This window comes from Gemmobacter caeni (assembly GCF_003054195.1).
Taxonomy (GTDB): Bacteria; Pseudomonadota; Alphaproteobacteria; order Rhodobacterales; family Rhodobacteraceae; genus Gemmobacter; species Gemmobacter caeni.
This window is the reverse complement of the sequence record NZ_QBKP01000028.1, coordinates 1-14,409: the sequence shown is the minus strand read 5'-3', so window position 1 is coordinate 14,409 and position 14,409 is coordinate 1. Positions and strand designations below refer to the sequence as shown.

Below are 14,409 nucleotides of genomic sequence, written 5' to 3'. Positions count from 1 at the left end.
GCCCCATGGCGCTGTTCAGTTTCCGTCGTGACAATGCCCCGGCCGCGACCGGCGTCACCCCCGAGGTCGAGACCTTCCTGAAAGGCTTCTCGATGGAGGTGATGCCCCGCACTGCCGAGAAGGTCGAGGATTTCCGCGCGATCCTGCCGAAAGGCACCCGCGTCTATATCGCCCATATCGAGGGCACGCCCATCGAGGACATGGTGGCGACGGCGAAGCGCATCAGCGCCGAAGGCTTCCCCGTCATGCCGCATTTCCCGGCCCGCATCATCAAGGACCGCGCCACTCTGGCCGACTGGATTGCCCGCTATCAGGGCGAGGCCGGTGTGAAACAGGCGCTGCTGCTGGGCGGTGGCGTCAACACCCCGGCGGGCGAGTTCGACAGCTCGATACAGCTGATCGAGACGGGCCTGTTCGACGGGTTCGAGCGGCTGCATGTGGCAGGCCACCCGGAGGGCAACAAGGACATCGACAAGGACGGCGGCGATGCCATCGTCATGCAGGCGCTGAAGTGGAAACAGGATTTCGCCAATCGCACCGATGCGAAAATGGCGATCGCCACCCAGTTCTGCTTTGAGGCTGGCCCGGTCATCGACTGGGTGAACCGGATCAATGCGGCAGGTGTCTCGATCCCGGTGCATATCGGTGTGGCTGGCCCGGCCAAACTTCAGACCATGATCAAATTTGCCATCGCCTGCGGCGTCGGCCCCTCCTTGCGCGTGCTGCAAAAGCGGGCGATGGACGTGACCAAGCTGCTGCTGCCCTATGAACCCAACGAGTTCATCACCGAACTGGCGGTCCACAAGGCGCAAAACCCGGATTTCGGCATCGAATCCGTGCATTTCTTCCCCCTTGGCGGCATCAAGACCAATGCCACCTGGGCCACCGAACACGGCGGCGCCTCGGGCGTCCCGGCCAATCAAGCGTAAGGAAAAGCCATGACCCGGACCGTTCTCGAATCCAAAACCAAAACCGTTGTCATCGGCTTTGACGAGCCCTTCTGCGTCATCGGCGAGCGTATCAACCCCACGGGGCGCAAGAAGCTGGCGGCCGAACTGGAGATGGGCAATTACGACACCGTCATCAAGGACGCGCTGGAGCAGGTGGCCTGTGGCGCGACCGTGCTGGATGTGAACTCGGGCGCCGTCTTCACCAACAAGATGGCCGAAGACCCGCGTTATGCCGACAACAACTTTGTCGAACCGCCGCTGATGAAGGCGCTGATCGAGATCATCCAGCAGACCGTGGACGTGCCGCTGTGCATCGACTCGTCGGTGCCGGGCGCGCTGGAAGCCGGGCTTCAGGCCTGTGAGGGCCGTCCGCTGCTGAACTCGGTCACGGGTGAGGAAGAGCGGCTGGAACTGGTGCTGCCGCTGGTGAAGAAATACAACGTCCCGGTCGTGGCTATTTCCAACGACGACACCGGCATCTCGCCCGACCCGGATGTCCGTTTCGCCGTGGCCAAGAAAATCGTCGAACGCGCCGCCGATTTCGGCATTCCGGCGCATGACATCGTGGTGGACCCGCTGGTGATGCCGGTGGGCGCCATGGCGACCGCCGGTCAGCAGGTCTTCGCGCTGGTCCGCCGCCTGCGCGAGGAACTGGGCGTGAACACCACCTGCGGCGCCTCGAACATCTCGTTCGGCCTGCCGCATCGCCACGGCATCAACGCGGCCTTCCTGCCCATGGCCATCGGTGCGGGCATGACGAGCGCGATCATGAACCCGGTCCGTCAGGTGGAGATGGAGGCGATCCGCGCCGCCAACTTCCTGATGAACCACGATGCCAATGGCGGCGAATGGATTCGCTTCGCCAAGGTGATCGAGGCGGTCGAGGGCGGTGCGTCCTTCGCCGAAGCCTCCGCCGCTGCCAGCCAGGCTGCGGGCGGGCGCCGGGGTGGCCGTCGCGGCCGCGGCTGATCCGGTTTCTCTCCGATGCAGACGCCCGCCCTTGCCGGCGGGCGTTTTGCATGAGCGGCACAGTTTTGCCGCAGGCCGGGCCTAATCTGACCATCGCCGCCCGCCAGAAACCGGATCAAGCCCCCAGCCTGACCCGGACCAGATGAGCGACCTCGGCCATATCAATGCCATCCATATCCTGTTTCTCGCCGAAAAGGCGGCCGAACAGGACCGCGCGACCGGCAGCTATGACGCACATCTCGCCGAGGACCGGCGTTATTACAACTGGCAGGGCCAGCAGCAGATCCTGCCCTTCGGAATGGATGACGACCCACAAGGCTTTGCCGAGGGGTTGCGCACTGCCCTGCCCGGCGTCAACACCCTGCGCCTCTCCTTCAACCAGTATGCTTTCGACACCAGGGGGGGCCTGCATCCACAATACGAGGCATTCATTGCCGCAGCGGTGAAACAGGGTTTCAAGCTGATCTTCACCCTGACAGATGGTGCACAGCAGACCACCGGCGACGATGGCGCGATGACCAGCGCGCAGCTTGCCAAAGCACTGGACGGAACTGTGCAGGATGGCGCGATCGCCGCCTGGGACAAGATGCTGGCGTGGCTCGACCGGCATCCGGGTGCGCAGAAGGCGGTCTGGGGCTACGAACTTGCGAACGAGGCCGCCGCCTACGAGCGTGGTGTTACACTGGCAGAGCGTGGCACCAAACTCGCCGCCGAAGCGCAGTTTGTCGGGCTTTACGCCCGCCATATGGCCGAGCTTGCGGCCAGGGTGCAGGCGGCTGACCCGGATGCGCGGGTGCTGGTCGGCGGCTGGGCCTATTCGGCGCGATTCACCGATCTGGCAGAAAATTCAGTAGGCAACAAAAGCGCGCTGGATTTCCTGCGCGCCAAGATCGGCGATGCGCTGGTCTGGGCCGGGCATCTTTATCCCGGCTGGCACAGTGGCACCGAAGTGACCGATCCCAAAGAGCTTGCGCAAATCTACGCGACGGCGCTGGCTCCGCTGGGTGATGACGACATCCTGCTGACGGAAACCAGCTTCAGCGGCGCGCTGATCAACGATTTCAGCCTCGCGCCGAATGTGACGCGCAGCATGTCGCGCATGCAGGAATGGTTCGCGGATCGCGGCATCGGCACAACATGGTTTTCCGGTGCCGAGGCGGGCGCCTCCAGCCTTGTCGCCGTCGACAGCGGGGCGAAGCTGCGCTACCTGCACCAGCACAGCCTCGCCTTCGCGCTGAATGCCTTCTCGCTTGACGATGCCCCGCGCGGCCATAACGGGGCCGAGGCTTTGGAGGCAGACGTCGTCACTGCCCGTCTGCGCAACGAGGAATATGACGGCAAGCTGTCCATGGATCCTGTCGCGGGCGCCGGTTTCGCCTTTGGCTATGGCGGTGCCGATACGCTGACCGGGGCGGCGGAGGCCAACAACTTTCTGTATGGCGGCAAGGGCGGCGATCTGTTGCGTGGCGCGGGGGATGAGGATTTTCTGTTCGGTCAGGACGATGCCGACACGCTCCTCGGGCGATCCGGCAATGACCTGCTGTTCGGCGGGCGCGGTGACGATCTGCTGCGCGGCGGAGCGGGCCAAGACACGCTGGAGGGTGGCGCGGGCGCTGACCGTTTCGATGCCTCTGCCGGTTCCGATTTGGTAACGGATTTCCGACAGGATGCAGGAGACCGGCTGTATCTGGGCCGGGATTATACGGATTGGACTGATGTGAAGGCACGGATGACCTTTCGCGCCCTTGACGGCAAGGCAGTGGACGATGTGGTGATCACACATTCCGACGGGACCGAGACGATCCTGCTGAACGCCCGCGGCAAGATTGGCGCGGCGGCGCTGTTGCTGGCGGGCGACAAGACATCGGTCGAGGGGACAGCCGGTAACGATCTGATCCGCGAAGGCTGGCAGGATATCGAAGGGCAAAGCTTCGGCGCCCTGCGCCGCGTGACGGCGGGCACGGGGGCCGATACAGTTCTGGGCACGGCCCGCGCAGATCACATCGACGGCGGAAGCGGGCAGGATCTGTTGCGCGGCAGTGGCGGCAATGACGAACTGCTGGGCATGGCGGGGAATGACCGGCTGCTCGGTGAAACCGGCAACGATACGCTGAGCGGTGGTGCGGGCCATGATGTGCTGGAGGGCGGTGCCGGTCAGGATGTGCTGGCCGGTGGCGCGGGCAACGATTCCCTCTCAGGCGGCGGTGGTGGTGACACCCTGTTCGGTGACAACGGGCGCGACACGCTGGCGGGCGGCGCTGGCAATGACGTTCTGCACAGTGGCACGGGCCGCTCGCATCTGGATGGCGGTGCCGGGCGCGACACGCTTTTTGCCGATCTGTCTGGCGGCGGCCATGTGCTGACCGGCGGCAGCGGCGCGGATCGTTTCATTTTCCATGACGCCGGCAAGACCGCCAGCCGGTCGGTCATCACCGATTTCACCCCCGGCGAGGATCGGCTTGTTTTCGGCAATCGCGCCGTGGATCTGGCGCATCTGCCCGATGGCATGCGGCTGGTGGAAACCGATGCGGGCAGCACACTGCATCTTGCGCCAGGCCATCAGGTGTTCCTGCAAGACCTGTTCTTCTGACGCCACGCCGCAACCTGACCGAAACCTGCCGCGAACAGCCATGGCAAGCGCGCCGCCCCGGCCTAGAAAGGGCCAGCGACAGGGTATGAGGGAAACATGCGCGCCGCGATTTCGGTGGATGCGGGCAACTGCCCGGAGGCAACCTGGGATGACCCGGCGAAGGGAACGATTCGCTGGAAGACCCTGTTGTCGCAGGGCATGACTGCCAGCGACAGCCTTGTCTGCGGCATCGCGCTGATGGCGCCGGGTGAGTTCTTTGCGTTTCATTCCCACCCCGAGGCCGAAGTCTATTTCGGGCTGGAGGGCGAAGGCGAAGTGGTGATCGACGGCGTGCCGCACCGGCTCGCCCCCGGCATCATGCTCTTCATCCCCGGCGGCGCCGTGCATGGCGTGCCCGTGGTTTCGGCGCCGCTGAAATGGTTCTACACCTTCGCGCGCGATTCCTTCGACCAGATCGCCTACAGCTTTCTGCCCGTCCCGGCAGAGCCAGAACCCCCGATACCGCCCGAACGGGCGGCCTGACTGCGAGAGGCCAAGATGAGTGACGACGCGCTGGTTATCTTTACCCCCTCGGGCAAGCGGGGGCGTTTCCCGCTGGGCACGCCGGTCCTTCAGGCGGCACGGTCGCTGGGCGTGGATCTCGACAGCGTCTGCGGCGGCCGCGGCATCTGTTCCAAATGCCAGATCACGCCGGGATATGGCGAATTTCCCAAGTTCGGCATCCATGTCGATGACGAAGCGCTGAGCGAGTGGAACAGCGTCGAGGAACGCTACAAATCCAAGCGCGGCATGATCGACGGGCGGCGGCTGGGCTGTCAGGCCAAGGTCATGGGCGATGTGGTGATTGACGTGCCCCCGGAAAGCCAGGTGCACAAGCAGGTCATCCGCAAATCCGCCACCGCGCGCGAGATCACGATGGACCCGGCGACCCGCCTCCTGTTCATCGAGGTGGCAGAGCCTGACATGCATGAACCCACCGGGGATTTTGAACGTGTGCAGCGTGCGCTGGCCGAACAGTGGCAGGTCGATGCCGTGGTCGCCGATCTGGCGGTGCTGCGCCGGTTGCAACCCGTGCTGCGCAAGGGGGAATGGAAGATCACCGTCGCCCTGCATCGCGGCAATCACGATACCGCGCATCGCATTCTGGACCTCTGGCCGGGCTACCATGACGGTGGTCTTTACGGGCTTGCCATCGACCTCGGATCGACCACCATCGCGGCGCATCTGTGCGACCTGCGCGACGGGCATGTGCTGGCCTCGTCCGGCGTGATGAACCCGCAGATCCGCTTCGGCGAGGATCTGATGAGCCGTGTTTCTTATGCCATGATGAACCCCGGCGGTGATCAGGAGATGACGGCGGCGGTGCGCACCTCGATCAACGGGCTGGTGCAGGCCATCGCCACCGAAGCGGGCGTCGATCCGGCCTCGATCTATGAGGTGGTCTTTGTCTGCAACCCGGTGATGCACCACCTGCTTCTGGGCATCGACCCGGTGGAGCTGGGTCAGGCGCCCTTCGCGCTGGCAACCTCGGGCAGCCTTGCCCTGCCCGCCCGCGAGATGGAGCTGACGGCGGTGAACAGCGCGGCGCAGGTCTATGTGCTGCCTTGCATCGCGGGCCATGTCGGCGCCGATGCGGCGGCGGTGGCGCTGGCCGAGGCGCCCGACAAATCCGAGGATATGGTGCTGATCGTGGATGTCGGCACCAATGCGGAAATCCTGCTGGGCAACAAGGAACGGGTGCTGGCCTGTTCCTCGCCCACCGGCCCTGCGTTTGAGGGCGCGCAGATCTCCAGTGGCCAGCGCGCCGCCCCAGGCGCCATTGAGCGGGTAGAGATCAACGTGGCCACCAAGGAGCCGCGTTTCCGCGTGATCGGCAGCGACCTGTGGTCGGACGATCCGGGCTTTGCCGAGGCAACCGCAAACAGCGGTATCACCGGCATCTGCGGTTCCGGCATCATCGAAGCGGTGGCCGAGATGCGTCTGGCAGGGATTCTGGATGGCTCGGGCCTGATCGGATCGGCCGAACAGGTCGGCACCGACCGCTGCCGCCCCGAGGGGCGCACCAACTCGTATCTCATGTTCGATGGCAGCGCGACGGGCGGGCCGGTCATCACGGTCACGCAGGGCGACATCCGCGCCATCCAGTTGGCGAAATCGGCGCTTTATGCCGGTGCACGACTGTTGATGGATGAAATGGGCGTCGATCATGTGGATCGTGTCGTGCTGGCCGGGGCCTTCGGTGCCCATATCAGCCCGAAACACGCGATGATCCTTGGCATGATTCCTGATGCGCCGCTGGACAAGGTGGCCAGCGCGGGCAATGCGGCAGGCACCGGGGCGCGGATCGCGCTCTGCAACCGCGCCGCCCGTGATGCGATCGAGGCGACGGTGCACGAGATCCACAAGGTCGAAACCGCCATCGAGCCGCGCTTTCAGGAGCATTTCGTGAATGCAAGCGCCATCCCCAACGCGGTCGATCCCTTCCCGCATCTGGCCGCCATCGCGCCCCTGCCGGAAGTCAGCTACAATACCGCAGGCTCTGAAGGCCGTCGCCGTCGCAGAGGATGACCCTCGCGGGGTTGACTTTGGCGCCGCTGCGCTAGCTTCTCGGGCATGGATGATCCGATAGCCGATCTGCTGACCCGATGCGCCGCGCAGGACCGCGCGGCGTTTCGGGAATTATACTCCGCCACCAGCGCGAAACTTATGGGCGTGCTCCTGCGTATGTTGAAAGACCGGCAGGAAGCGGAGGAAGCCTTGCAAGAGGTTTATACCCGGATCTGGCTGCGCGCGCAGCGTTTTGACCCCGCACGGGGACGCGGCATGACATGGGTCATTGCCGTCGCCCGGCATCTGGCCATCGACCGGCTGCGCGCCCGACCGACAGAGACCGAGGAAGCTGAATACGACCAGATCGCCGACAGCGCACCACCGGCCGAAAGCCGCCTGATCGCGCTGGGCGAGGCCCGGCAGATCGTCCAGTGCTTTGACACCCTGGAACCGGCCCGCGCCGCCGCGCTGCGCGGCGCCTATCTGGACGGGCTGAGTTATGCCGATCTGGCAGGCAGGCATGACGTGCCGCTGAACACCATGCGCACCTGGCTGCGGCGCGGGCTTGCCGCGCTCCGCGATTGCATGGAAGGTGTCCGGGCATGAGCGTCGAAGACCGGGCCATCGCGGGCGAATATGTGCTGGGCACCCTGCCCCATGCCGAGCGTCTGGCCTTTGCCGCCCGGCTGAAATCCGATCCCACCTTGCAGGAACTGGTCGCGGAATGGGAGGATCGCCTCGCCGGGCTGAATGCGGAATATGCCGAAAGCCCGGCGCCCGACCTGTTCCCCACCATCGAGGCGCGGCTGTTCCCCCGGCCTGCGCGATCACGCTGGCAAGGCTGGCTCGGCGGGCTTGTCACGGCAGCGGCCGTGCTGCTGGGTGCGGTGGTATTGCCGCCGCTGCTGGCGCCCTCCGCCCCGCCGGTCATCGCCGAACTCGGTGCGCCGGATGCGGGCCTGCGGTTCGAGGCGCATTACGACGGGCGTGACCTGATCCTTCGCCGCGTCGCCGGGGCCGCGCCAACCGCCAGCCAGTCGCACGAGCTCTGGATCATCGCACCAGACGCGGCGCCGGTCTCGCTTGGCCTGATCGGCACCGATCCGCTGCGCGTGGCCTACCCGGCGCCACCGGCAGGCTGGACGCTCGCGGTCACGCTGGAACCGGCAGGTGGCGCACCGCAGGGCGTCCCCACCGGACCCATCGTCGCGGCGGGTCAGATCACGCTTTGATCACAGGCGCGTGAGGCTGAAACTCCGGCGCGAATGGCTCCGTAACTTCTGGCATCGGGCGGGACAGACCCGCTTCGGATCACAGGAGACGACAGATGAAATCCATTCGTATTGCCGCCGCCATCCTTGCCCTGGGCACCGCCCCGGCGCTTGCCGAGAACCCCGAAGTCGGCGGCGCGCCGATGTATGAGACGAAGAACATCGTCGAGAATGCCGTGAATTCGGCCGATCACACCACGCTGGTTGCTGCGGTGAAGGCGGCTGGTCTGGTGGAAACCCTGTCGGGCGCCGGTCCTTTCACCGTCTTCGCCCCGACCAATGCCGCTTTCGACAAGCTGCCTGCGGGCACGGTCGAAACCCTGCTGAAGCCCGAAAACAAGGATCAGCTGACCAAGATCCTGACCTGCCATGTCGTCGCGGCCAATGCCATGTCGGATGCCATCGTGAAGATGATCGCCGATGACAAGGGCATGCATCCGGTCAAAACCGTCGGCGGCTGTGAATTCACCGCGATGATGGATGGCGACAAAGTCCAGATCAAAGATGGTCAGGGCAATGTCGCGACCGTCACCATCGCCGATGTGAAACAGTCGAACGGCGTGATCCATGTGATCGACACCGTGCTGCTTCCGGCCAGCTGATCGCGCCGCCACACGCTATATGACAGCCCTCGCCCCGTCTGCCCCCGGCAGGCGGGGTTTCCTGTCAGAACAAGCCGTTCTGCCTGCCGGGTCGCCCCATTTACCCTTGCACTGCCCCGGCCATTCGGCTATCTGATCCGCCAATGCGGGTGTAGCTCAATGGTAGAGCCGCAGCTTCCCAAGCTGATGACGAGGGTTCGATTCCCTTCACCCGCTCCACCCACACACATTGCAAGCCGTTGAATTTACTGCACTTTGCAGGCTGTCGCGTTGCGCGTTACGCTTGACGGCAGATGGAACGAACGGCCAACACAGGACAGTTCTGGACGTTTACGGGCAACGAGTCCCGAAGAAACTCCCGAAGTTTGTTCACGATTTGAGCACACCCTTGCGCTTGCGCTTGGATCGGCCCGTCCGATGCTTCCTGCGACAAGCCGTTACGGCCCCTCCTGCCGTATCCGGCTCCCCAGCCCGACCCGGATCGCCCGCGCGATCCGTTGCAGCTCCGCCACCCGCGCCCCTTGGTTGTGGATGCCAAGCCCCCGGTCCCATGCCTGCATCAACATCGCCCCTTTCGGGTGGCTGGATGCGGCGACGAGAAGCGCCTCACTGACATCGGAGTTCCCGCGCAGATCCTCATCTGCGGCAAGCAACGCGGCTTCGTCCAGCATGCGCACGGCGGCCGCCAGAGCCTCGTTGCCCGCGATCTGTTCAGACCACGCGCCGCCGAAGGCGACGTTGGCCAACTGTCCTTTCCTGTCCATGTTCACCCCCTTGCGTGATGAGAACAAATATAGAACAAACTATGCTCTCTGAACATCCGCGAGGGCTTGGGGATGGGACCGTTCCGCGTTCTATATCTCGATATGAACAGCTTTTTTGCCAGCGTCGAACAGCAGCTCGATTCGTCGCTGCGGGGGCGCCCCGTCGCCATCACGGCGATGGAGAACGAACATGGCTGTGTTGTGGCCGCAAGCTATGAGGCCAAGGCATTCGGCGTGAAAACCGGCACCAGCGTCAAAGATGCGCGCCGCCTTTGCCCTGGCATCGCCTTCCGGGCCAGCCGACATCGGCTCTATGTCCGCTATAACCTGCGGGTGGCCGAGGTGCTGGACCGGCATGCGGAGCTGGTGCGCATTCGCAGCGTGGACGAGTTTCAGCTTGCGCTGTCTGGCGAAGCCACAACCCTCCCCGGTGCGGCCGAGCTGGTGGCCACGCTGAAGGCCGCGGTGGCGGCCGAAGTGGGCGAGTGCCTGCGGTTCTCAGCCGGGATCGGACCGAACCACCTGCTCGCCAAGATCGCAGGGAAGCTAGAAAAGCCGAATGGTTTCCAGTGGCTCTTTGCTGACAACATGCCTGACCGCATCGCACATCTGGCCCTTGACGATCTGCCGGGCATATCGAGCGCCATGCGGGACCGCCTGATGCGGGCTGGCGTGCGGGATGTGGCTGCGCTCTGCCAGTTGGACCCGCGCCACGCGCGGGCGATCTGGCGCAGCGTCGAGGGCGAGCGGTTCGTGCGGTCACTGCAATGCATGGACATCCCGCTTGTGCAGACAAAGCGCGGTGGTTACGGCAATTCGAAGGTCCTGGCCCCCGCCTTTCGACGGCCAACCGAGGCCTATCTGGTTTCGCGCTGGCTGATCGAGAAATCATCCGCGCGCCTGCGGCGTGATGGCAGGGTGGCGGCCTCGTTCTCACTGTTCATGTCCCCAATCGGTCGCCGTGGGTGGGGTAGATCCGTGAAATGCGCGCCCAGCCAGGACACTGCCACCTTCCTTCGGATCAACCGCGCCCTTTGGCGCGAGGCTTGGCCTTACATCCGGGGGGCGGAATTGATGTCGATCGGTGTCCACCTAGCCGATGTTGACCATCTGGTGACCCGCACGGGTGATCTGCTGCTGCCCCTGCGCCCGGCCGAGCGGACCGCCTCCGAGCGGGCGAGCGTTGCAATGGACTATATCAACGACCGCTGGGGAGCGGGAACGATCCGTCTGGGGATCAACCGGCCGCACCCCGGATTTTTCGAGCGCGGCTGATCAGAGCGGGTATAGTAAGCCCATGTGCAACCTTTTCGCCCAAACCCGTGCCGCCGATATCCTGCGCCAAGCCCTTGAACAGGGCGGGTCGTGGGAGAACCGTGCCGGCAACATCGAACCCGGCGACATCTACCCCGACCGCATGGCCCCGATCATCACTGCCGAGGGCGCCGGGCATGTCCTGCGCCGGGCACGCTGGGGCCTGCCCTCACCACCGCAGTATCACAGCCCCAGCGGGATCGACCGGGGCGTGACCAACGTGCGCAACACCGGCAGCCCGCACTGGCGCCGGTGGCTTGGGCCGGAGCATCGCTGTCTCGTGCCGTTCGACAGGTTCGCGGAACCTCGGCCCGGCGGGCGCGGCGCAGGCAATTCATGGTTCGAGGTGACCGATGGGCGCCCTGCGTTTTTCGCCGGGATCTGGGTGCCGGAGTGGACCAGCCTTCGGAAGCTGAAGGACGGCCAGACAACCGACGACCTGTTCGGCTTCCTGACCTGCGATCCGAATGCGGTGGTCGCGCCGATCCATCCGAAGGCCATGCCTGTGGTGCTGATCGAGCCGGGCGAATGGGATGCGTGGCTGCGGGCACCGTGGGCCGAGGCGCGGGGGTTGCAGCGGCCGCTGGGGGATGAGGAGTTGGGGGTGGTGGAGTGAACGGCCCTGAGCTGCCAATGACCGTCCTATGCGTTGCCGCGCAGCAGCTTTCCCTTTGCTGCCTTTCTGGCCTCACGCGCTAACGATCGAAGAGCACAAATCGAGGCTTCAGCACGGCCACCTTCTGCGAAGACCAGATAGAGTTCGAGGGTTTCGTCTTTTCTCGTGGCAGTTCTTTTGTCTGGACGCTAGGCTTTCCGTGAATGATCGTGGGGAACGGGGCCGAAGAGCAATGACATTGATAGATGAAGTACAGAAGGCTCGACAGGAAGTCGTGACAGACGGGTACGAAATGTCACTAGGAGAGGTAATCAATCTCTACAAGGACAAGGAGCTAGTGATCGACCCTGTATTTCAACGCCTTTTCCGGTGGGATGATCAGAGAAAGACACGATTTATTGAATCTCTTCTTCTTGGGATACCAGTTCCCCCAATATTTGTGTTTCAGGATGAGGACGGGATTTGGGAGTTAATAGATGGCCTTCAGCGCATTTCAACGGTGCTGCAACTCACGGGCGACCTCACCGGGCAGCGCGCCGAAGAGCTAGGGCCTTTAGTGCTCAATGGAACCCGGTTCCTACCCAGCCTAGATGGTAAGCGCTGGAATGAATCTTCTGAGGGTGCTGCGGATGGTATGGGAAGCAAGCTTCAAATCGAAATAAAGCGCGCTCGATTAAGAGTTGAGATATTAAAATCAGAGAGCGCCGCCTCAGCCAAATATGAACTATTCCAAAGATTGAATACCGGTGGTGCGAATCTGTCAGAGCAGGAGGTTCGAAACAGTATCGCTGTATCGATCAATAAGGGTTTTTACGATTGGCTTGCTGGGTTGTCGAAACGGCCGAGCTTCGTACGCACAACACGACAAACAGAATCAGCTCTGGAAAAAGAAGCGGGAACAGAGTTAGCTTTGCGCTTCCTTGCTTTTCGACTCGTGCCATATAGAGCCGGCTTAGATGTACACGAGTACCTCGATGATGCCTTGTTTAAGCTAGCTTCCAAAGGAGGTATAGACATGGCCGTCGAGAGTGAGATCTTCAACAAAACTTTTGACCTCCTTGAGGCCGCACTAGGCGATTCCGCTTTCCAAAGATGGAATGGGGCTTCATTCAGTGGCAAGTTCCTTATGTCGCTATTCGAGGTCATAGCTACGGGAGTTTCAAAGAACCTTCCCGCCATTGAGGCAATGACGCCGGACAACAGAAATGAGCTTCTGGTAGAAAAGGCAAAGAATCTGCAGAACAATCCAACGTTTTCAAATAACTCTGGCGCTGGAGTTCGAGGCACGACGCGGCTTGCAAACCTTTTGCCGATTGCGGAAGACTTAATGAAGCCGTGAGGGCAAGCTGTGGTCAAGGTCAGAACACTCAACGAGTTGCAATCGGCATTGGACAAGGAGATGGCTTGGCGGATTAAAGAGATTGGTGTTTTCAGAGTCGGAGCCCGGTCAAGTGGGACTCAGCGCAAGCCGTTTATCAGAGCTGGGGTCGCTCTGCTTTATGCGCACTGGGAAGGCTTCATAAAGAACTCCTCTGAGATTTACCTCAGCTACGTCGAAAGCAGAGCACTGCCTTATCGCGACCTAAAGTCCTGCTTTGTCGTTTTTGGTTTAAAGGGAAAGATCAATACGCTCGTTGAGAGCAGGAAGACTTTCCCCAACATCGAAGCGATGGAGTTTATTTTCTCAAAAATGAATGAGACGGCGAAGTTGCAAATCAACTCGGCCGTCAATACAGAGTCCAATCTGACCTCAAGGGTTTTCAGCAACATTGCTGGATCTTTGAATATCGACACAACTCCCTATGAAACAAAGTTCAACCTAATCGACTCAAGCTTGGTGGATAGAAGAAATCGAGTCGCACATGGCGAGTTCCTTGATATTGCAGGAAGCGACTTCGACAAACTGGTAGTCGAAATCGTCGACCTTATGCGGCTTTACAAAACAGACATTGAGAACGCAGCTTCGCTAGAGAGCTACAAAAGGGTAGCCTAACTGCGAGTCTCTGGGTTTCTGTGGGCTGTCGTTCAGTCGATAACGACTGCGAAATGAGTTCCGGGGAATCTTCATTGGACACATCAAAGTCAGTCAATCCACAAGCGGTGGAAGGTCCACTGTTCGTTTGACCACATGCGTTATGGGCGTTTGCAGCGAAAGTCGGCTTCCCGCCCGAGTCTGCCACCTCACCTCCACCGCCCGCAGGCCCCCTCCCCGATCAGCACCTCGCCCAGATCCCTCCCGTCCGGCAGCGCGCACAGGCCGACTTCGCGGTCATAGGACCGGCGCCCCTCAAGCGCGCAGGTCAGTTGCGCACCCGCGACCAGATCACGCACCCGCACCGTGGCGGCGTCACCGGCAGCGGTGCCCTTTTCCGCGCAGTCCAGGTTGGCGATGCGGATCGGGATGAGGCCGACGACGATGGTGTCACCGTCCCGCACGCGCGTGACATTGTCGATCAGGACCGCGCCCGCGCTGGCCGGATGCTGCTCGGAGGCCCGCGGCTCGACGGTGCGCCGCACCCGGGACGAACTGCCGCTCCATGCATCGCCACCGCGCAGGATCGACACACTCTTGCCGGGCGCGCTGTCGGCCTGCTGCTGGGTCAGGTAGGCGGCAACGCACATGGCGGCTACCGATACGAGGATGGTTTGTCGGATCAGGCTCATGGTCGCCGTTTACCGCGGGGATGTGGCAAGAGTTTGGCGGTTGACCGACCACGACCGCACCGTCAGGTTGCAACTATTGGAACCGTGACGATCTGAAAGACCAACATGGCAGGAAATCT

Annotated in this window: 14 protein-coding genes and 1 tRNA gene; 13 read left to right on the top strand and 2 right to left on the bottom strand. The window is 62.7% G+C overall.

From position 1 onward, the window contains the following. The first annotated feature begins 5 nt into the window (after positions 1-5). The 9 genes from C8N34_RS23635 (at position 6) to C8N34_RS23595 (ending at position 9,151) form a co-directional block, all read left to right on the top strand. Complete coding sequence (locus C8N34_RS23635; protein ID WP_054303608.1) at positions 6-929, top strand: methylenetetrahydrofolate reductase; 924 nt, start codon at positions 6-8, stop codon at positions 927-929. Between the two features lie 9 nt (positions 930-938). After that, positions 939-1,919 (top strand): methyltetrahydrofolate cobalamin methyltransferase, encoded by a 981-nt coding sequence (locus C8N34_RS23630; RefSeq protein ID WP_054303609.1) that lies wholly within the window; start codon positions 939-941, stop codon positions 1,917-1,919. Positions 1,920-2,061: 142 nt separating this feature from the next. Further along, on the top strand, positions 2,062-4,509 hold the full coding sequence (locus tag C8N34_RS23625) for a calcium-binding protein (RefSeq protein ID WP_108130766.1): 2,448 nt from the start codon (positions 2,062-2,064) through the stop codon (positions 4,507-4,509). 96 nt (positions 4,510-4,605) lie between these two features. Beyond that, positions 4,606-5,031, top strand: a complete 426-nt coding sequence (locus C8N34_RS23620; RefSeq protein WP_054303611.1) for a cupin domain-containing protein — start codon at positions 4,606-4,608, stop codon at positions 5,029-5,031. Between the two features lie 15 nt (positions 5,032-5,046). After that, positions 5,047-7,077, top strand: coding sequence for an ASKHA domain-containing protein (locus C8N34_RS23615; RefSeq protein WP_054303612.1), 2,031 nt, complete (start codon positions 5,047-5,049; stop codon positions 7,075-7,077). 45 nt (positions 7,078-7,122) lie between these two features. Beyond that, positions 7,123-7,665, top strand: a complete 543-nt coding sequence (locus C8N34_RS23610; protein ID WP_108130765.1) for a sigma-70 family RNA polymerase sigma factor — start codon at positions 7,123-7,125, stop codon at positions 7,663-7,665. Continuing rightward, positions 7,662-8,291, top strand: coding sequence for an anti-sigma factor (locus C8N34_RS23605; RefSeq protein ID WP_108130764.1), 630 nt, complete (start codon positions 7,662-7,664; stop codon positions 8,289-8,291). Before C8N34_RS23610 ends, C8N34_RS23605 begins: the two co-directional genes overlap by 4 nt. A gap of 95 nt (positions 8,292-8,386) precedes the next feature. Beyond that, positions 8,387-8,932 carry a fasciclin domain-containing protein gene (locus C8N34_RS23600; RefSeq protein ID WP_054303615.1) on the top strand — a complete coding sequence of 182 codons (546 nt, stop codon included), beginning with the start codon at positions 8,387-8,389 and terminating at the stop codon, positions 8,930-8,932. 145 nt (positions 8,933-9,077) lie between these two features. After that, a tRNA-Gly gene (locus tag C8N34_RS23595) sits at positions 9,078-9,151 on the top strand. A gap of 218 nt (positions 9,152-9,369) precedes the next feature. On the opposite strand, the gene C8N34_RS23590 is transcribed toward C8N34_RS23595, so the two are convergent. Next, the gene (locus C8N34_RS23590) at positions 9,370-9,696 is read right to left on the bottom strand and encodes a hypothetical protein (protein WP_145693861.1); all 327 of its coding nucleotides are present in this window, start codon (positions 9,694-9,696) and stop codon (positions 9,370-9,372) included. 72 nt (positions 9,697-9,768) lie between these two features. Here C8N34_RS23590 and C8N34_RS23585 point away from each other — a divergent pair, with 72 nt between their 5' ends. From C8N34_RS23585 to C8N34_RS23570, 4 genes are all read left to right on the top strand, one after another. After that, complete coding sequence (locus C8N34_RS23585; protein ID WP_108130762.1) at positions 9,769-10,971, top strand: DNA polymerase Y family protein; 1,203 nt, start codon at positions 9,769-9,771, stop codon at positions 10,969-10,971. 22 nt (positions 10,972-10,993) lie between these two features. Next, positions 10,994-11,626, top strand: coding sequence for an SOS response-associated peptidase (locus C8N34_RS23580; RefSeq protein WP_108130761.1), 633 nt, complete (start codon positions 10,994-10,996; stop codon positions 11,624-11,626). 232 nt (positions 11,627-11,858) lie between these two features. After that, positions 11,859-12,965, top strand: a complete 1,107-nt coding sequence (locus C8N34_RS23575; protein ID WP_108130760.1) for a DUF262 domain-containing protein — start codon at positions 11,859-11,861, stop codon at positions 12,963-12,965. A 9-nt stretch (positions 12,966-12,974) separates the two neighbouring features. Beyond that, the gene (locus C8N34_RS23570) at positions 12,975-13,619 is read left to right on the top strand and encodes an MAE_28990/MAE_18760 family HEPN-like nuclease (protein ID WP_242013905.1); all 645 of its coding nucleotides are present in this window, start codon (positions 12,975-12,977) and stop codon (positions 13,617-13,619) included. Positions 13,620-13,807: 188 nt separating this feature from the next. On the opposite strand, the gene C8N34_RS23565 is transcribed toward C8N34_RS23570, so the two are convergent. After that, entirely contained in the window at positions 13,808-14,290 is a 483-nt protein-coding gene (locus C8N34_RS23565) for a thermonuclease family protein (protein WP_145693863.1), read from the bottom strand. Positions 14,291-14,409 lie beyond the last annotated feature (119 nt).